Annotated in this window: 17 protein-coding genes; 5 read left to right on the top strand and 12 right to left on the bottom strand. The window is 38.5% G+C overall.

The annotated features are described in order from the left end of the window. Positions 1-108: 108 nt before the first annotated feature. From isdG to PQQ29_RS02740, 11 genes are all read right to left on the bottom strand, one after another. Positions 109-474, bottom strand: coding sequence for a heme oxygenase IsdG (gene isdG, locus PQQ29_RS02790; protein WP_003721271.1), 366 nt, complete (start codon positions 472-474; stop codon positions 109-111). An 85-nt stretch (positions 475-559) separates the two neighbouring features. Further along, positions 560-1105: a VanZ family protein gene (locus PQQ29_RS02785; protein ID WP_010990443.1), complete on the bottom strand. Its 546-nt coding sequence runs from the start codon at positions 1103-1105 to the stop codon at positions 560-562. 80 nt (positions 1106-1185) lie between these two features. Further along, complete coding sequence (locus PQQ29_RS02780; RefSeq protein WP_003770546.1) at positions 1186-1665, bottom strand: GyrI-like domain-containing protein; 480 nt, start codon at positions 1663-1665, stop codon at positions 1186-1188. 88 nt (positions 1666-1753) lie between these two features. Next, a complete protein-coding gene (gene rlmN / locus PQQ29_RS02775; RefSeq protein WP_003725208.1) occupies positions 1754-2857 on the bottom strand; it encodes a dual-specificity RNA methyltransferase RlmN in 1104 nt (367 codons plus the stop codon). Positions 2858-3007: 150 nt separating this feature from the next. Then, entirely contained in the window at positions 3008-4708 is a 1701-nt protein-coding gene (locus PQQ29_RS02770; protein ID WP_187983997.1) for an oleate hydratase, read from the bottom strand. Between the two features lie 109 nt (positions 4709-4817). Next, positions 4818-5378 (bottom strand): TetR/AcrR family transcriptional regulator, encoded by a 561-nt coding sequence (locus PQQ29_RS02765; RefSeq protein WP_003735640.1) that lies wholly within the window; start codon positions 5376-5378, stop codon positions 4818-4820. 300 nt (positions 5379-5678) lie between these two features. Further along, the gene (locus tag PQQ29_RS02760; RefSeq protein ID WP_187983996.1) at positions 5679-6056 is read right to left on the bottom strand and encodes a DUF3139 domain-containing protein; all 378 of its coding nucleotides are present in this window, start codon (positions 6054-6056) and stop codon (positions 5679-5681) included. Positions 6057-6564: 508 nt separating this feature from the next. After that, positions 6565-8115, bottom strand: coding sequence for a hydantoinase/oxoprolinase N-terminal domain-containing protein (locus PQQ29_RS02755; RefSeq protein ID WP_010989476.1), 1551 nt, complete (start codon positions 8113-8115; stop codon positions 6565-6567). Beyond that, entirely contained in the window at positions 8108-9208 is a 1101-nt protein-coding gene (locus PQQ29_RS02750) for an S-methyl thiohydantoin desulfurase family protein (protein ID WP_003728093.1), read from the bottom strand. The genes PQQ29_RS02755 and PQQ29_RS02750 overlap by 8 nt, the downstream gene beginning before the upstream one ends. Next, entirely contained in the window at positions 9209-10492 is a 1284-nt protein-coding gene (locus tag PQQ29_RS02745; protein ID WP_010990435.1) for a cytosine permease, read from the bottom strand. A gap of 132 nt (positions 10493-10624) precedes the next feature. Beyond that, positions 10625-12220, bottom strand: coding sequence for a PucR family transcriptional regulator (locus PQQ29_RS02740; protein WP_010990434.1), 1596 nt, complete (start codon positions 12218-12220; stop codon positions 10625-10627). Positions 12221-12375: 155 nt separating this feature from the next. Here PQQ29_RS02740 and PQQ29_RS02735 point away from each other — a divergent pair, with 155 nt between their 5' ends. The 5 genes from PQQ29_RS02735 to PQQ29_RS02715 all read left to right on the top strand — a co-directional run bounded on the left by PQQ29_RS02735 (position 12376) and on the right by PQQ29_RS02715 (position 18226). Further along, complete coding sequence (locus tag PQQ29_RS02735; protein ID WP_003760516.1) at positions 12376-13323, top strand: AAA family ATPase; 948 nt, start codon at positions 12376-12378, stop codon at positions 13321-13323. A gap of 4 nt (positions 13324-13327) precedes the next feature. Then, positions 13328-14476, top strand: a complete 1149-nt coding sequence (locus tag PQQ29_RS02730) for a DUF58 domain-containing protein (protein WP_010990433.1) — start codon at positions 13328-13330, stop codon at positions 14474-14476. Further along, positions 14473-16638 carry a transglutaminase TgpA family protein gene (locus PQQ29_RS02725; protein WP_010990432.1) on the top strand — a complete coding sequence of 722 codons (2166 nt, stop codon included), beginning with the start codon at positions 14473-14475 and terminating at the stop codon, positions 16636-16638. The genes PQQ29_RS02730 and PQQ29_RS02725 overlap by 4 nt, the downstream gene beginning before the upstream one ends. A 138-nt stretch (positions 16639-16776) precedes the next feature. After that, on the top strand, positions 16777-17541 hold the full coding sequence (locus PQQ29_RS02720; RefSeq protein WP_010990431.1) for a DUF4866 family protein: 765 nt from the start codon (positions 16777-16779) through the stop codon (positions 17539-17541). A 19-nt stretch (positions 17542-17560) separates the two neighbouring features. After that, positions 17561-18226: a YoaK family protein gene (locus tag PQQ29_RS02715; protein ID WP_010990430.1), complete on the top strand. Its 666-nt coding sequence runs from the start codon at positions 17561-17563 to the stop codon at positions 18224-18226. A 43-nt stretch (positions 18227-18269) separates the two neighbouring features. Here the strand turns inward: PQQ29_RS02715 and PQQ29_RS02710 are convergent, their stop codons facing one another. Continuing rightward, positions 18270-18995, bottom strand: a complete 726-nt coding sequence (locus PQQ29_RS02710) for a DUF2238 domain-containing protein (RefSeq protein ID WP_003728998.1) — start codon at positions 18993-18995, stop codon at positions 18270-18272. Positions 18996-19060: the final 65 nt, after the last annotated feature.

Here is a 19060-nt window from a genome sequence, read left to right as displayed (position 1 = left end):
TGGGTTGCTAGTAAAGGGGCTTTTGGAAAGAAAAACACTGTATTTATTTTCTCATCTGAAAACAAAAAAACAAGCCATCTACCTCGAAACGGCTTGTTCACTCACTTCTTATTTTTCAACAATCACAGGGTTTTGCACATGAACCACTTCAAAACGAGCGATTGCATTTCCTACGATGCCTTTGCGGTCTTCTCTTTGTTCTCTAGTGTCTTTAGTTCTGCCATGTGCTTTTTTGAAGGAATCGCTTTTCACCCAATTGCGTTGGGCTTCTTCGCTTTCCCATTTGCTTGTTACGACTACTTCTTCATAGTCTTTGTCTTCTGGTTTGCTGTGCCATAGTTCAAAGCCTAGGAAACCTTCTACTTCTGCGATATCTTTTGTTGGATGTCCGTCGCCATTTGCGCCTGTGAACTGACGGATAACGTGCTCTGCTGCGCCTTTTTCTACCTTAATCGTATTAGTTACAATAATCATTCTTAAATCCCCCTTGGATAATTGTATTGTATGTATAATAGGCTAGTTCCTTCCATTATATTGATAATGATTCTCAATGTCAATTTTAGGAAACAGGTTTAGGGCGGTTATTATCCGATTTAAATGATGAAAAAATGAGCCAAGCGAGTACATACCCTGAAACGTTTAAAATAACATCATCTATATCAGTAATATTATTCGGATATTGTGTGATTAAATTTAAGATTCCTTGACTAATTTCGATAATTAAAGAAATTCCCAAAGCTAAAACTATATTTTTTAAAACAGAAATATTTTTAAACCGATTAATATAAATAGCAAATGGAACAAGTAGGACTACATTACCTAAAAACTGGATCATTAGGTGTAGATTTGGGATGTTTTTAAGATAAAATAGTATGGTTTGGAAGGGAATTATTTGTAAGTAAGCCTCTAATGGATAGGTTTCTCCGGCAGCTGTTAGATTAAACGGCAATAAAACTACTTCTGTTAAAATAGCCAAGTACGCTACAAACATGTAGGTACCCAAAGTAGATTTTGAAATATTGAATTTTTTAAAGCCTAAGTATACTAGTTCAAAAACAACTACAAATAAGATGGTCATTGGGATTGAGAGTGGAATTGTGGTCATTAAATCACCTCTGTTTATCATGATGTAAAAATAGCACAAAGAACAAATTTGAGTATCCGCAAATTTGTTCTTGTTAATGATTATTCTTTTTCAACCACCGGAATCCAAACTTCGGAATAATAATCAGCGGCAGTTGTGTCGCCTTCTGTGTAGACTTCTAGTTCTGGAGCGTTTCCGTGGTTGTAATTACTTGTGTGGAACCATTCGCCGTAAATGTATTCCCACACTTTTTGAATGGAGCTTGGTAGTGGGCCGACTGATTTGAAGATGGCCCATTTGCTTGCTGGGATGGTTAGTTTTTCCATGTCTTCTGGCGGAGTGAGTTCGGATTCAATCGCGATATAATAGTCCATTTTGTCTCCGTTCATTTGGCAAACGCCTAAAATACCGTCAATTGTTGCGAATTCAGCTAATTCGTTGATTCGTTCAGCATCGCCATTTGCGTTTGCTTCTTGCCAAAATTGGCTGATTTTTTCTTTTTGCGCATCATTTTCAACCGAAAAAGTTCGTTTTTTTCCGACCGCTGTAAAAGCATTTCGTTCGACAATTTCTACTTCCATGATTTTTGTCCTCCTTCAATTGCTTTCGGTACTTTAAGTATAAACAAAAACTATCCAATCTCCAAATGGAAACCAGATAGTTTACATACTATTCTTCCGCTGCTGCTTGTTTTTGTTTCATCCGTTCGCGCACGCCAACTCGTTTGATTTGTTTACTACGAAGTTGCCCACACGCGGCATCAATATCCGTCCCATGTTCGCGGCGAATAACACAATTAATTCCATTTTTCTTAAGGGTATCATAGAAAGCGAGTACGTCTTCTTTTGTACTACGTTCATAATCGATATGCTCGTCCACCGGGTTATAAGGAATCAAGTTAACATAAGCTAAATGACGATGTTCGCCGAGAAGCGCCGCAAGTTCGAGCGCTTCTTTTTTGTGGTCATTTACACCTTTTAGCATAATGTATTCAAACGTGATTCGGCGGTTAGTTTTGTTAACATAATAATGGATTGCTTCCATCAATTTCTCAATTGAATAGGTCTTGTTAATACGCATAATGCTCGTCCGCAGTTCATTGTTCGGCGCATGAAGGGAAATCGCTAAGTTGACTTGGAAATCCTCATTCGCGAAATCAATAATGCGCGGTGCAAGACCACTTGTCGAAACAGTGATATGGCGCGCGCCGATTGCTAGACCTTTGTCATGATTAATCACACGCAAGAAATCCATCACATTATCGTAATTATCAAACGGCTCCCCGATTCCCATTACAACTACGTGACTCACGCGCTCTTCCAAATTACGTCCATCCAGATAATGCTGTACATTCATAATTTGTTCCACGATTTCGCCAGCAGTTAAGTCGCGACTTTTTTTCAAAAGCCCACTCGCACAAAAAGTACAGCCGATATTACAGCCAACTTGGGTCGTTACACAAACCGACAAGCCATATTCTTGCTTCATCATTACGGTTTCAATTAAGTTCCCGTCACTCAGCTTAAATAAATATTTCGTCGTGCCGTCTGTCGATTCTTGTACCACTTGTTCTTCTAAAGTGTTCATTACAAAATTCGCTGTTAAAAGTTCAATTGTTTCTTTTGGAACGTTACTCATTTCTTCAAAAGTTTTGACACGTTTTCTATAAAGCCAGTCCCACACTTGTGTCGCGCGGAATTTCTTTTGACCGTGTGCCTCTAGCCATTCTGTTAATTTTGTCCATGTTAATCCGTAAATGGAGCTCTTTTCCATTGTTCAGCCTCTTTTCAGGTCTTGTTTTCGTCTATAAAGATTATAGCTGTTTTATGGTTCACAAGCAATGCTATTTCGTAAATATCAGTCGTTTGTCCTGTCTCGCACAAAAAAAGTAGCTATTCTGTAACAAATAGCTACTTTTCAACTTTATCTAAACATGGTTTGGGTTGCTTTCGCTAGCACTTTTGGATCACGATTGTGTGGTGTTACTGGGCAGATTTTTTTGTCAATATCAAGCAACGTGTACACGGCGATTCTAGCAGCGCGAACGGAATATTCTTCGGTGAAAACCATATCTTTTGGAATTTCCACAAATTGGCTAATCATCGCAAAGTTTGTACTACCTTCTGGAACAACGGCCGGACGATCACTCATTGCCCGTGGTTCAAATTGCGCATCAATGTATGGCATATAGCACGGAATTACATTGATAATATCCGCTTTAATTTCTTCAAAATCGTCTTGCCAGTTCAAATGACACATTAATTCATATAAAATTTCTTCCCCAGTACATTCTTTCATCGGTTTTTTCACGAAATCACCCACGCGGTCTGGATATAATCCGTAACCCCAGAAAATCGTAGTATTTGCATCTTGCGCTTTAAAATGAGGTTGTGCGGCAATAACAGTACTCATTAACCAATTAGAATCTTTGAAAGTCATGAGTGCGCCACTTCCTGGAATGTTCCCTGTGAAGCGTTCAATGCGTTTTAATAATTTATCACCATGACAAGTGACGGTAAAGCTTTGCCAGTTTGTTTCTTCCTCATGACCGAAGAATGGCTCTGGATTGCCCAAATTTGGTTTCTTTTGCGCGACTTTATACCAAAGCTCCCCTGAAATTGGTTTTTCTTCTGGTTTTGGTGCTGGTGTATTCATATCGCCAAGAGTCGCGCTATCTGTCATACAAGCATTCGTCATAATCACATCATCGTCCGGTCCAAGTTCGATAGTGGATCCATCCGATAAATGAAGTGCTGTCGCTGTAATTCCAGGAGCATCTTTAAAATCAATATCTTCTACCGTTTGATTAATCGTAAAATCAACATGGTGTTTATCTAAAAATGTTTTTAACGGTAAAATCAAGCTTTCGTATTGGTTTAGCGGTGTTCTCGTTACACCTTCCAGCGTATCAATCCGACTAAATTCTAACATCATCCGATTCATATAACGTCTAAATTCAAACAAGCTGCTCCATTTTTGGAAAGCAAAAGTGGTTTGCCACATATACCAAAAATTCGTTTCGAAAAAGTGTTCGTCAAACCAATCACGTATCATTAAATTATCGAGTTTTTCTTCCGGAGTAGCGAGCAGTTTCGTCATCAACATCCGGTCATTATTATTAAATCCCATCGAATGCGCATCAAGGATATTGCGATCTTTATCAACTAATCTCGCTTGCGCATGGGTTGGATGTAAATGGTCAAAATTCAAAATCTCTTCAGTCACACTAAAGTTCGGCATATCAAGCGACGGAATACTACTAAATAAATCCCAGAAATTTTCATAGGTTTCTTCATTTAACATCCGACCACCGCGACAAACAAAGCCATGTTCCACGCTTCCGGCTCCGTCATTACTTCCGCCTAAAATATGCATACCTTCAATAATATGAATATTTTTCCCATCAAAATTGGCATCGCGAATTAAATAAACAGCCCCCGCCAAACTAGCAATCCCACCACCGACGAAATACACTTGTTTGTCACCATAATAGCGCGCTTTAATTGCTTCATCCACTACCCGTTCTTTTTCAGCGGCCTTTTGTTCAGAAATTTTCTTTGCGGCAATACCTGTTCCAATTGCAGCCCCAGTTAGAGCGACTAGCGTACGTTTTTTATTTTTCATCACTATCTCCTCCAATTTCTTGATACAGATAGTATACCTCGCCTTGTTTGCTTTTAATCTGGGCAAAAGAACGCTTATGTCTGGTTTTTAGACAAATTAGCCATATTGTCTAGTTTTCGCGGTACATGCTGTTTGCCAAAAATTCCGTATCCTTCGCAAGTCGAAATAGCTGGTTCGCAATCGTTTCCGGAGCCTCTTTAAAGCCGCGCGTAATCCATTTAATCAGTACACCCGAGCATCCGTAAGAGAAGAATTCCGCATAAAACACACGGTCTGCCTCGTTCACGGCTCCATTCGTATCAATTTTCTCAAATAAATCCATAAACAGCGAATTCGTTAATTTAGAAAAGCAAAAAGAAAGAATACTCGCATCCGCCGAAACCGTATTTTTATAGAAATCAGCATTTTCTTTAATCGATTCCAGCATTTTCAGCACATGCTTATCCCAATTTTCAAGCGTAATCCCATCCGCCAAACAATGGAAAAAGTCATTTTCATAGGTCCAAGTAAGCAAATCGTATTTATCTGTAAAATGGTAATAAAAAGTTTGCCGATTAAGCCCACAAATATTTGTAATATCCGCAATACTAATCTTTTCAAACCGCTTATGCTGACAAAGCTCCATCAGCCCACCAGCAATCGCTTTTTTAGTAATGAGTGATTCCGCCATGGCATCCGCCCCGTTTCGTTTGTTTGGGTTAATTGTATCTCAGGTGGGGTTGGAATTGCTAGGGAAAACATGGGAGAGGTTGGTGCTTTATTATATACTTGAACGAGTTTTATGAAGTATATCCTATTTAGACAATAAAAAATCCCCTATTGATTCGTATCAAAATAAAATGTAATTTATTATAGACATATAAAAAGAGGAGGCGAAAATGTGCCTCCTCTTCTAAAGCTTATTGTTATTAATAATCCACAATTGCTATCAGACTAAATTAGCGAGTTTTTAACTCCGCTTAATTTACTGCTACTTCGATTTATTCACCTCTTCCAATTGTTCTTGTAATGGTGGGTGTTTCATCTCACCTTCTGTTTGTCCCGAACCATCTTTATAAGCATCCACAAAAATATGGTAAGGTAAGTCTATTCTTTCATCATAGCTATATTCATACTTTAGTTTTGAATCATCATTAAAAACTATTTTTGTAAGATAACCACCCATTTTCCAATCTTTCTTTATCACCCTAGTTTCAATTTGATTGGATTTGATTTTTTGTTCTGCTAGATAATTATCCACAGCTTTATTCGCCGTATGTTTGGGAATTGCAAACCAATAAACATATCCAATAACACTAAGAATGAATATTATACCTATTGTTATCCACCATTTTTTATACTTTTTCATTTAGTTACACTTCCTAAGACATGAGATTTATTTAAAGTATTTCACTTGTTGGGGCATATATGATTTTGAAAAATAGTTTGGTAAATCGTACACAGTAACTAAGGACGGAAATACTTGCACAACAGGCCTATTTCCTGTACCAAAATAGTTGTTCCCACTAAAACCATAGCATAGAAAATGAATGTATAACCAAAAATGTAATGAAATGTCCGATTCTTGTCATGAACGACCTATTTTAGGCTAAAATCAATACATTAAGAATTGATTCATTTGAATACATGTTCAAAATAACACAAATTGTGTCAATATACATAATTTTATACATAAAAAAATAAACTAAGCCATTAAATCGTTCAAATAAATAATCTATTTCAAACAGAACTAAAATCCCATGTGTATAAAATACATTTTTATACACATGGGATTACATTATAAAAACAGACTGGAAATAAAGTAACTTCTCACTTTATCTCCAGCCTGAAATGAGCAATACTCACTATTTCTTCCCCTAAACCAAATTCCCCACAACTTTCACGCGCAATCTGGTCGCATTGCCCGGATGATACGCCAATGGGATTTCTTCCACTTCCACCACTTCAATCGAGTCAGTCACTGCGCCGGCTAGAGTTGCTTGTTCTCTTGCTTTTTGCTCGGCATCTTGGAGCGCTTCTTCCCGCTCGATTTGAGAATAGATGTAGATTTGTTCATATTGTCCGCTGATTTGGGAAATGGATGCACCGATAGCGTTGGCGACTGGGCCGTTTTTGTCGCGGAAAATTTGTGCGACACCAGAGATTTCGTCTGGAATAATCACGCTACCACCGCCAACAAGCACTAGGCTTACACTACCCGAACTAGTTTTCATTTTATCAATGGCATCTTCGGTCATGTCAGCGATTTTTTTATAGGCTTTTTCGGCAAAATCGGTTGGGATGTGTGCGACTAATTCAGGGTTACCGATTTCTGCCATACCTAGACGAACCGCGATGTCGGTAGTGGTCATCGTTTTACCGCCAAAAACTAGTGCTTCTTCGGAAATACGGTAGCCAACGCTATCTGGTCCGATTGTTATATCGCCATCTTTTTCGCGAACGATACTTCCTCCACCAAGCCCGATGGAAATAATATCTGGCATTCTAAAGTTCGTACGCACTCCGCCAACATCAACCGCAAGCGAGGACTCTCTAGGGAAACCATCCGTCAGTACTCCAATATCAGAAGTCGTGCCACCAACATCGAGAACCATCGCGTCTTTAAGTCCCGCCAAGTAGGATGCGCCGCGGATACTGTTCGTTGGTCCACAGGCAATCGTCAAAATCGGGAATTGTCTTGCATAGTTTAGTGACATTAAAGTCCCGTCGTTTTGGCAAAGATAGATTTCAGCGTGCTCAATTCCTTCTTGTTCTAGTGCTTTTTCAAAACCATCACTCGTTGCCGCAATAACTTTGAAAAGGGCTGCGTTTAAAATCGTCGCATTTTCGCGTTCAATCAGTCCAACAGAACCTACGGAAGAGGAAATCGAAACCGGAATATCTGCGCCTAGTTCTTCTTCAATTATTTTTTGAACAGCTAATTCCTGATCGTTTTTCAAGGAAGAAAAGACGCCAACAACTGCGACGGATTCCACTTCACCTTTCCAACTAGCTAAGGTTTCACGGATTTCTGCTTCGTTGATTTCTGATAACACCTGACCATCGTACTCATAGCCGCCACCAGTTAATTTATATTTTCCAGATAAAAAGCCAACCATGTCTTCCGGCCAAGCTGTATATGGTAAAACGGATGCTGTTGCAGGATAGCCTAAACGAAGAACGCCAACTTTTGCTAATTTTTTACGTTCCACAATCGCGTTCGTACACTGCGTTGTTCCAAGCATGGCGTGCGTTACTTTCGAGCGATCAATGCCCGTTTCGCTCAATACGCGATGAAGTGACTCAGTAATTCCTGTTTCAATATCTTCACTCGTTGGCATTTTTACACTATGAATGAGTTGTTGATTTTCATCTAAAATAACGGCATCGGTGTTTGTACCACCAACGTCAATTCCAATTTTATACATGACGGCGTTCCTCCTTTTTGACAAGTTCTTCTAGTGGTTCAAAATCGACATCGTAGCCGAAATAGCGCGGCCCAACTGTTTCGATACCTTTGTCCGTTCTCCAAGCATCATCAGCTGGTAGTGCCATCACGCGGACACGTTTACCGTATTTGAGCGCTTCCGTCGTTACCGGCATCAGCGTTTCAAGGTCTACCATGCAAATTAAATCTGGTGTAATTGCTATCGGTTCTCCATTTTTCTCCGCGACAAGATTTTCGTTTTGGAAATGGACGATGACTTCGCTACCAGTGTCTTTGTTTAGCCCGTCGATTTTCACGCGACCAAAGTTAAAGCCTGCGCGCGTTTCCCGAACAACATCGGTAATTTTCCCTTCGAATAAATGATAACCGTGCGTTACATCTAATAGTTTTTGTAGTTTTTCTGCTTCGTCCATCGAAGTTTCGCGGATTACTTTACCGATTTCTTCAGATAGTGTCACGATATTTTTAATACTGCTTTGCTTGATTTGCGCGCCGTTACACGGGTACAGGCTCACAAGAGAACTCGCGCCCATTTCGACCGTTGTCACACGTGCAAGTCGTTCGGTCCATTTATTATCAATTGTTTCCATGATGCCAATATTGCCTTTTTCATCGGTGATAGCCATTGGTGTTGCGGAAATCCCGTCTAGATGGAACGTCACCATTTGTAGTTCTGGAAAAGCTCGGCCCATGCCGTCACAGTCTACCATTGGCAAACCTAGTTGAGCTGCCACAACGATTGGAATCATTGAATTTACTCCGCCAGCTTCCATTGGAAATGTTCCTTTTACTTCTTTGCCTACATATCTACCTAACTTTTCAAATACACGAACGAACTCGTCGCCTTTAGGAAATTTTTCAATGAGTACAGACGGCGCCCCCATCATCGCAGCTGGAATGAAATAATCATCATCTGCAATTTCTTCTGGGGATAAAAGTTTAATTGGTCCATGTTTTTTAATTGCAGTTAATGCCATCATCTTGCCTATATATGGATCTCCGCCGCCGCCAGTGCCAAGAAACGCGGCACCAATCGCGATATTTTCAATAGCTTGTTCATCTAAATAACGCATTTATTTTCCCTCCAAGTTTTCTACATTGTTCGTCTTCCCGCTCAGCACTTTTGCCCCAACTAAGTAAACAGCTAGTGACAAGATAATGCCGATAAGTGGTTGGTTTGGTAATTGTGGTAGCGTCGGGAAAAATGTTAAAATAACTGGAATTCCCGCGATGACTGCACCAACTAACCAAGAAGTTACACCAAGCCAGTTGACACCTGATACTGGTGCCCATTTGGTTTTATCACCTTTTTGAACAATCCAGTAAGATGCAATCATAACTCCTGCAACGGGTGGAACCATCGCCGAAAGTACCGACATAATCGGAACAAAGTGGTTCAAGATTCCAATAACTGCTAGAATAGTACCAAGTCCACCAGCAATCGCAACTGCTACTTTATGATATTTTTCTGAGATATTGAATACATTGATGATTGCAATTCCGCCTGAGAAAGCATTTACTGCATTGGTAGTCCAAGCGGCAAGGATCAAGCCGATAATTCCAAGAACTGGTAACCCTAGATTAGTAAATACGACAGAAATATCTGCTGTACCTGCTGTTAAAGCAAGAACCGCGCCTACCGCAATCATTAAAACACCTGATGGCAAAATCCCAACAATAGCTGCTTTTACAACGTCTTTACGTGATTTCGTATACTGCGAATAATCACCCGCAATAACTGCTCCTAAAGCAAACGAGCCAATTGTAATAGCAAGACCCGTCATAAACGACATACTACTTGCTGGTTTGTAATTTTCCACAACCGCAATTCCGCCATTGTTTAAAGAAACTATTAACCCATAAATACATACGAAAAGTAAAATCGGAACTGCAACATAATTTAAAATACTCAAAATTCGAATACCATAAATAGCTGAAAGTAACATGATAACTCCCCAAATCAAGGAAGAAATTGGAACTGGAAGATTAATACCATAAATTCCTAAAAACTGTGAAAATGCGGCCCCGCAAACATTGGCTTGAATCCCAAACCAACCAAGACAAGCAATCGCCAGTAGAATCGAAATAATCTTTTTAGATCCTTGTTCCCCAAAAACCTGTGAGGCTACGCTAACTGCTGGAATCCCTAAGTCACTACTTTGCATTCCTTGATATATCATAAATAAGACAATAACGCCGTATCCTAAAAGTGCTATTAAAATGGCTTCCCATAAAGGCATGCCTGAAATAAGTGTTCCTCCTACAAGAAGACTCGGAACGCATATCATTGCGCCGGTCCATACAAATGCCAAACTCTGCCAGGATTGTGTTTGCTCTTCTGTTTTCTTCTCTGTCATTTTGTTTCGCCCCTTTTCTTGAAATAGTTGTATTAATGACTAATTATATAAGAACTAGCTAGCATTTGTATTTATCAGAATTGAAAAAAAACAGCGCAATCTTTGTCATTTTGGACAAAAATCGCGCTGTTTTCATTTATTATTGTTTGTTTCGCCAAGTAAACGCCGAATTGCTACTGCTAAATAAAGGTTATAAGACTCGGGAATTTTCGTTGCTGGGTATTGCAATAACTCATTTATCCGCTGAATTCGGTATTTAATCGTATTTTTGTGGAGAAATAGTATGTCTGCTGCTTGGTTATAATTCGATTCCCCTTCTAGTAAAAATACCGAAAGCGTCTCAATCAACTCAGCATTTTCTTCCAACGGTTTTAAAGGTTTCATTTGTTCCGCAATTGCGAGTTCCCCTCGACCGACTATTTCGACGCATTTCGTTGCAAAATCGAATTCTTGGAGCGAATATATCGACTTATTAGCATAAATTGCATTCGCTGCATTTTTGTATTCATTTACTAACGAATACGCGTTTTGGACATCTGAGGTTTGTTCCATACCTTGGCAGACGGTGATTTTTAAAGCTATCCCGATTTCCTGCATCATTTCAGAAAATGCTTGAGCCGTATGCGTCCTGTCTCGTTGCGCAACGGAATTATCTAAAAGGACGACGATATTATCTTCAAATAAATCAATCAGCGAAACATTGAAATGACTAGAAACATAGCTTTTCAGTTCCTTTAATACTAGTTCATTGTCACGAACAGCTTCAGGTTTTACAAGCCACATCCATTTAATAGAAGAAACATCGACATTTAGAATTTTTCCAAGTCGGCGCATCTTGACACTTTCATCATTCAAAATAGCCTTCATTAGTTCGGTTGTACTAATTTCGACATAATTTTTGCCCCATAAATTCATAAATACTTGGACAACCTCGCTAATTTGCATAGCTACGTCGATAGTTAATGCTCCTTTTTCTTTCATCATAAATAAGTGCATTGCCTGCATACCATCTTGAAAAATCGGTCTTTTAGCTGTATAAAAATCTCGTTCGTCTAGGGTCAGCTGGACAAGTTCGTGCTCGTTTATATGTTTTGATGCTTCAATTACTCTTTCAAAATCCCAGTGCCGGGTCCGTGGCCAAGTGATGGAATTAATGACTTGGAAGGAATTGTCCGTTAAAACAAGCGAGACATGCGTTCTATCAGATAGGATTTTCAGTGTCGTATCAATGTTACGTTGCGGCGGTCTTACGCTTGAAATTTGTTCTAGTGACTCGGTTACAAAATTAGTGTCTGTCATTTCCTGTTTCACAATGGCCTCAACTACTTCATAAATAACTTCACTATACCTAAGCGACATTTCATTTTCTGGCATAACAATAATGGTAAAATCGAGTTCATTTGCAAAATCCACTAGCTTTTGGTCAATTTTCGGGACAAATATTCCAACATAGTAAAGTATTAAAGCAACTTCTCCGACCTTATGTAATCGTTCAATCGTGCGACACTGCGCCTCGACATCATCCCTAATATTCACAAAAGCCGATACAACTATTTCACTGCCATAAAATTCATCATTATCAAATAAATCATCTTCTAAAAGAGCTACCTCTGTATATTCTAAAACAGAAATAGACGAAACAAGCTTAGATAATCCTGATTTCCCAGAGACTACTTTCGCTTCTTTTAAAGATGGTAGTTTCATTAAATCTGCTAATTTTACGCTCAAAGTTCGCCACCTCCAGTTATTCTAAGTGTAAACAATCTCCTTAGAAAAGTCCATGCCACCTTAAATCTTTTACATTCCAGGTTGATTATAGTAGCATTAAACCATGAATAAACATATTCTGACTAAAAACACATGAAAAGAAACGGAGGCAAATTATGTCTACAGAGCCATCCATTAAAATAAATGAGATTATTAATGAAGTTGAAAAAGTTATCGTCGGTAAACGACATGTTGTTAAATTAAGCTTAACTGCCCTACTTGCGGGAGGTCATGTATTACTAGAAGATGTTCCTGGTGTTGGTAAAACAATGATGGTCCGTACATTAGCAAAAACAATTGGTGTTTCCTTTAAACGAATTCAGTTTACACCAGATTTATTACCGGCAGATGTAACTGGAGTTTCGATTTTTAACCCAGAAACTCGTGAATTTGAGTTCCGTCCAGGTCCAGTCATGGGTAATATTGTGCTGGCCGATGAAATTAACCGTACAGCACCGCGCACTCAGGCAGCTCTACTTGAAGGTATGGCGGAAAGCAGCGTGACTGTTGACGGTATTACGCGCAAACTTGCTGACCCTTTTTTCGTTATGGCGACACAAAATCCGATTGAGTATGAAGGAACTTATGCACTGCCAGAAGCCCAATTAGACCGTTTTTTACTTAAAATCAACATTGGTTATCCGACTGTGGAAGAAGAAATGCAACTACTTACTTTAAAACAATACCAAGACCCACTTGATCAAACGAAACAAGTAGTAACCTTAGAAGAATTAGTAACGCTAAAAAATAAAGCAAAACAAGTCTTTATTGATGATGTTTTAAAAAATTATATTATTCGCTTAGTAGATGCGAGCCGTAAACATCCGTCTGTTGCGCTAGGGATTAGTCCACGTGGCTCGCTCGCATTTATGCAAGCAGCTCAAGCTTTTGCACTTATTGAAGGCAGAGACTACGTTATTCCTGATGACATTCAGTATTTAGCGCCTTATATTTTCACCCACCGTCTCATTTTGAAGTCTGAAGCTTATTATAATGAAGAAACAGCCGAATCCATTATTGCTTCCATTCTGAAAAACACGTCAGTCCCGGTAGAGAAGAGGTAACAAGATGTTAAAAAAACGTCTCTTATTAGCATCTCGGTGGATTATTATGCTAATTATTTACGCTGGACTTTGGGCTTATACGTTATTTCAAGGTGATACAGCTAGCTGGTTTTTAACCTACTTTTTCAGTTTTATCTTGTTATTTTTGTTTTTATCCTCGATTTATCCACTAAAAGCGTGGAAAGTGAATCGGAGTTTTGTTAAAAATACCTATCATGATGGCGATTTAATTGATATGCAAGTATCATTCACTCGAAAATCGCGTTATCCGGTGGGTTATTTGCTATTCCAACAAAAAATACCCGCTAGTTTTGGCAATGTGAGCGCCCGCCAACAAGTGGTTTATCCGCTTTTTAAAAAGCATTTCACGGTCACATTGGCTGGATTTGTAGGTGTTCGTGGGATTCATTCATTTCCACCTGTTGATGTAGAAACTAGCGATGCTTTTGGCTTATTAGAGCGTTCGCGCCAACTATCTTCCGAAAAAACGCTCACTATTTATCCAACCTATTTTCCGGACGTACTAGAAAAAATCAGTGAATCTTCTCCAGAAAACGAACGCAACGCCGCTTACTGGACGCTTAAGAAAAACAGCAATTTGCACAGTTTGCGCGAATTTTCTTCTGGTGACCGGATTTCCCTTATTGACTGGAAATCTTCTGCGAAAAGCGATCAACTAATGACTCGAGAATTTGAAAATAGTGCGACATCGCGTTTGTCGGTTATTTTTTACGGAGCGAGCCATCCCAATTTTGAATTATCACTTCGGGCGTCTTACTCGTTTATTCGCAAAATCTCCGAAGATAATGGAGAAATTCGTGTTACTCTTTTAGGCGATCAAATAAGTAAATTCGCTCCTTCAAAAGGTACAAATCGACTTCAAGACATTTCGACAGCATTTGCCGAAATTGCACCTGTCGATAGTTTGTCGCTCCAAGAATCACTTGATAGCAATCTACATGCTGGAGAAAAAATTCTTCTTTTCACACCATGTATAGATACAATGTTAATGCAAAAAGTAACACGGTTAACGGATAATAAGCAATTACAGATTATTACTTTTCAATCAGAACATGCTAAAGCTATTGATATTCCAGCGATTTACCTTGAGCCCGCTAGCCTTGAAAGCAGATGGGAGCGTGAAAATCGATGAAAAGATATTTATCTCTCGTATTGCTATTTATCTTATCTGTTTTGCTAATTTCAGAGTGGATTTACCCATTTTCTGAGCTAACAGAACTATCTACTCCAAATTGGATTATTTTATTTATAACTATTTCACTCGGTAGTTTTTTCCTTCGTTTGAAATATTATTGGACGATTCCCCTTCATTTAATCATGATTTTCGTGGTTTCGGGAATTTATTATGCTAAAGATAGTATTTTTTCCATGAATTGGTTTAGTTCTTTTTTCCAAATCACATTTAATGGTTTTAGAGATATGGTTCAATTCCGTTCATCGGATATTGCCATGAACTTTATTTTAATCGTCTTTTTAATTGCATTGTGGCTGCTTAGCTATATTACAACTTATAGTATTTTGCGAAAACAACGGATTATGAGTGTGTTAGTTTTAACGGTCAGTTATTTGGCAGTTATTAATACTTTTACAGATTATAATAGTAATTGGGCAATTGTTCGAACTGTTTTAGAAGGATTTTTATTGCTACATCTTGCGCTTTCGAGCCGAATTGCGTCTCCAAATCGAATTAGCGCGGATTCACTCAAACGAAATGGCCTATTTTATCATGTCTTTATAGTCCTATTGCTTGCAGTATTTGTTTTTAGTTCGCTAATGTTACCTAAAAAAGCGCCCGTTTTCCCTGATCCAGTACCGACGATTAAAAATGCGCTTGGAATCAATACTACTCGCACAGTCGGTTACAGCGAAGACGATACAACGCTTGGTGGCGCACTCCAAAAAGATAATGCTACCGTATTTACCGCTCGTACGGAAAAAGGGCACTACTGGCGCGTTGAGTCAAAACGTGTTTATACTGGAACTGGCTGGGCGAACGAAAAATCAGCAGACATAACGTCTTTCTCTTCTGGTGATGACTTTCCTATCCAACTTACAGAACAAACAACTGGAGATACCAAAACAGCCGAAATCAGTTTTGCTTCATCAAGTGATTACATTCCATATCCATATGGAACGCAAACAATTAATAGTGCGGTTGATTCATTTAGTGCCAATTTAACGACTGAAAAAATTAATCCTGTAGATACAATCAAAAATTACACGATTCAAATGAAATCACCTGTTTACGACATCGAAAAAATGCAAAAAGCTGATTTCAGCACTTTATCCAGCGCATTTGTTTCAAAATATACGCAAATGCCAAAAGAACTGCCTGACCGAGTTACAAAACTCGCCAATAAAGTAACTAAAGATGCTGATTCAATTTACGATAAAGCAAAAGCTATCGAAAGCTACTTAAGTTCTTCAGGTACGTTCACATATAGTACTGAGGATGCGAAAGAAACGCCTAATGGAGCCGATTATGTCGATCAATTTTTATTTGAAACACAAATTGGTTATTGCGATAATTTTTCTACTTCCATGGTGGTAATGCTTCGTTCGCTTGGTATCCCAGCAAGATGGGCGAAAGGTTACACTCCAGGTGAAGGCGAGAAAAAAGGAAACGACTCTAAATCAACGTATACCATTACAAATAACGATGCACATTCTTGGCCAGAAGTGTTTTTCCCTGGAACTGGATGGGTTCCATTTGAGCCAACAGCTACCTTTACAAATCCGGAAGACTTCCAAGAGCCAACTACCGAAACTGCCAATAAACCAGAAACACCAAATGACAGCACGAGTACTCCAGAAACACCAGCTCAACCAGATAAAACACCTGAGCAAGAAGCTGGAAGTAGCTCTACTGGGGAAACGCCAAAACAAGAACAACCAAAAACCGACTCAACTTCAAGCTTCAAACTACCTTCATGGTTCTGGTGGATTCCTACTGGCTTAGTTGCTGTTTTACTTGTTCTCGTCGTTCTATTTAGACGCAGAATTCGTAGTTATTTATTACTTCGATCACTATCAAAAGCACCTGAATTCAGTAAAACATATCATAAATTAATGAAATCTCTTGCAGTTTATGGTTATGTTCGCGAGCCAAGTGAAACGTTACGCCACTTTGCAATACGTGTTGATAATGAGCTGAAAACCGCCGACTTTACCGAGCTAACAAAAATTTATGAGGCTCAGGTTTATAGTAATAATGACGCGGAAAAAGGAATGAAGCAAAATGAAATCGAGCTTACTGAGAGAATTATCGCGCTTTTAAACAAACACGATAAATAATGAAACGAGCCCATGAATTATTATGGGCTTGTTTCTATGAATTTTTTATTATTTCTTGGTAAATATGAGATAATATATTCGAATTGCTTTTAAATGAGTTGATTTGGTGTACTATAAAAAACAAAGGAGAGCAAAAAAATGACAACTATTTTTCCTAGAGAAGAAAATACAACTAAATTATTTGCGCAGATTTTAGCTAATCCAACAGCGTGTAGACGTTTTAAAGATGTATTTCTAGATAATTTAGAGAGCTACCAAGAAACGCGTGGTTTTGAAAAAGAGGATTCGCTTTTTGCTAAAATTATTTTATCCGCCTACCAACAAAGTGATGTAAGTGCGCTATTGTTAGGTATTTGCGGAAGGACTTTATTCGAACTTCTTAGACAGGCTTTTCTAATTCCTAAAAAGCTGACTGGAAAAACCAGCCATTCTCCTTTGTTTTTAACAGATCAACAAGGCACTTTGACCGCGAGTAATGAAGAAGTTTCTAACCGCGAATTCGAAAAGTTTCAAGAAATTTTTCATTCGGAGCTTTCTAATTCGGAAACTGCAATTTATTTAGTAGACGATGAGGATATTGTTCATTCCTATGAGTCTGATTTTACTATATCGACCAAAACAATAAATAAGAAACGTGGGATACTTGTTTTATATTCTCTTCCTAGCACGCTTAAGCTTGGAATGACAGAAGCTCAAGTTTATGCTGATATTTGGGAAACGTTCTTAAAAATTCAAGAAATCATTCCATCAAGCAGGATTTTTTATGGCCAAGAAACTGCGGATAATGCAGACGAACTTTGCGTATTCCTGCCAATTCACCATTTTGAAAAGAAAATGTTGCAAAATATCGATCAAGTAAATCACTTAATTAGTACGATTCGCGCGCAATTGCTTAATAAATAAGAAAAAAGGATGAAAAGTTATGGTACGTTCAAGGCAAATTTCAGAATCAATAGGGCTAGGGCTCTTGTTAGCTCTAGCTGGCGGATTTATGGATGCTTACTCTTATATTGAAAGAGGACAAGTATTCGCAAATGCACAGACAGGGAACATACTTTTATTCGGAATTAATCTTTCAGAGGGGAACTGGGCTATCGCAATTCAGTATTTTTGGCCGGTTGTCTCTTTTACGGTCGGGATTGCGATATCAGAAGTAATTCATCGACGTGATATTAGACGTTTACACTGGAGACAGCTTTCCGTAATGATAGAGGCTATTATTTTGGTCGCTGTTGCATTTATTCCACTTGATCATAATCTAATTGCTAATTCGCTCATATCTTTTGTATGTGGTATTCAAGTAGAAAGTTTTCGAAAAATGCATGGTAGAGGTGTTGCAACGACGATGTGTATCGGAAATCTAAGAAGTGCTACACAAAACTTATGTGATTATTTTGAGTACAAGGAAAAGCAATACCTTCGTAATAGTGGGCTATATTTCACGGTTATTCTTAGTTTTATCGTTGGTGCGGTCGTTGGTAATTTCTTTATTCAGCTTTTCAGCCAATATGCTATTCTTGTTTGTGCGTTTTTACAGTTCATCGCATTTTTAATGATGTTTATTGATAGAGAAAGTAAAATAATATAAAAAAACTGCCAACAAAATGATTTCTCACTTTGCTGGCATTTTTTTATTTCGCGTCTTCTTCTACTTTTTTAAATTCGAAGTTCTTCATCCATTTTTTATTTTTACGAATGGAGAAGTAACCGACAACCGAGATGACAAATGCGCCGAGGAAATCTACGAACAGATCGCCCATTGTATCTGCAACTGCTGCATGACCTTGTAGCATTGTACCATCTTCTAGCATCGTTTTTTGCATGTTCATTCCAAAGCTATCTGCTGCAAATTCATAGAACTCCCAGAAAACGCCTAAAAATACAGCAAAACTACAAGCAAATAATGCTACAAAAACCGGGCTCATAGAAAGTGTAACCCGTTCATCATTATTCAGTAAACTTACAATCGAAAAGCCAAGTCCCCCGAGCATAGCCCCACTAAATGTATGTAAAATCGTATCCCAGTTAGGAATCAAATAATAGAAACTACGAACTTCCCCAAGATAAATCGCGCAATATAAGAAAACGATAAAAACAATATACATCGCATTCGGAATGACGAATTTCATTTTTTTACTAATAATTGATGGTAGAAATAGAACTACCACACCAAGAACACACTGCATAAGCATAAGTGAGTAATCGCCTTTTGTTTGCTGTCCTTCTGGTACATTGCCAGATGGTGCTGTAATTAAGTTAACTATTGCATAAACCATAGAAATCACGAGCGTTATTAATACAAAAATTGCAAGAATCTGTGCCCAGTTCCATTTCCGTTTTTTCGTTTTATCTTTCATGAAGCGCCTCACCCCTTTTTAAAATATGTATTCATTATAAGCTATGTGACGCGAAAAAAGAAATT

Source organism: Listeria innocua, from assembly GCF_028596125.1.
Taxonomy (GTDB): domain Bacteria; phylum Bacillota; class Bacilli; order Lactobacillales; family Listeriaceae; genus Listeria; species Listeria innocua.
Note: the sequence above shows the minus strand (reverse complement) of the source record. Positions and strands in the feature narration are given on the sequence as shown.